The organism is Streptomyces albidochromogenes, from assembly GCF_005981925.1.
Classification (GTDB): domain Bacteria; phylum Actinomycetota; class Actinomycetes; order Streptomycetales; family Streptomycetaceae; genus Streptomyces; species Streptomyces albidochromogenes.
In genome coordinates this window covers 1-448 of sequence record NZ_VBVX01000757.1, presented here as the reverse complement: position 1 = coordinate 448, position 448 = coordinate 1, and the positions used below count along the sequence as shown (strand labels likewise).

General features: G+C 67.4%; 1 protein-coding gene and 1 pseudogene. Both read left to right on the top strand.

What is annotated here, in order from left to right; translation table 11 throughout:
* The first annotated feature begins 94 nt into the window (after positions 1-94).
* Positions 95-334: a type II TA system antitoxin, ParD family gene (locus E2E34_RS35075; RefSeq protein WP_138905807.1), complete on the top strand. Its 240-nt coding sequence runs from the start codon at positions 95-97 to the stop codon at positions 332-334.
* Positions 334-448: pseudogene (locus tag E2E34_RS36925) on the top strand (toxin Doc); the annotation flags it as partial. The gene E2E34_RS35075 and the pseudogene E2E34_RS36925, both read left to right, overlap by 1 nt.

Below are 448 nucleotides of genomic sequence, written 5' to 3'. Positions count from 1 at the left end.
GCCCAACCCCGCGGGCGACCACCCTCCCGCGCTGGAGAATCGTCAGCGCCTGAATCCGTAGGCACACCAGGTACCTACTAGGTACCATGGCGGTATGCCGTCCTTGAACATCACTTTCACCGACGAGGAACTCGAAGCGGTCCGCGCGGCCGCCGCTGCCGAGGGCAAGTCCCTGAAGCAGTTCGTCCACGACCTGCCTCTGCGGGAGCAGCAGCGCCTGCAGTTCGTCCGCTATGCCGTCTCCTGGAGCGAGGCGCACCGCGCCGAGTTCGACGACGCCTTCCCCGACGAGATGCCCCCCACAGAAGCCCAGCGGGGAGCCGAAGCCGCCTGATGGTGCTCTACATCGACGTCCCCTGGCTCCTGGACGTCCAGGACCAGGCCGTCCTCGAAGACGTGAGCGTCGCCGACTACTCCGCCCTCGTCGCCGCCGTCGCCCGTCACAAGA

What these genes read in the sequence shown, in the direction of transcription:
- E2E34_RS35075 (WP_138905807.1), top strand. Translation starts at nt 95, where the DNA reads ATGCCGTCCTTGAACATCACTTTCACCGACGAGGAACTCGAAGCGGTC.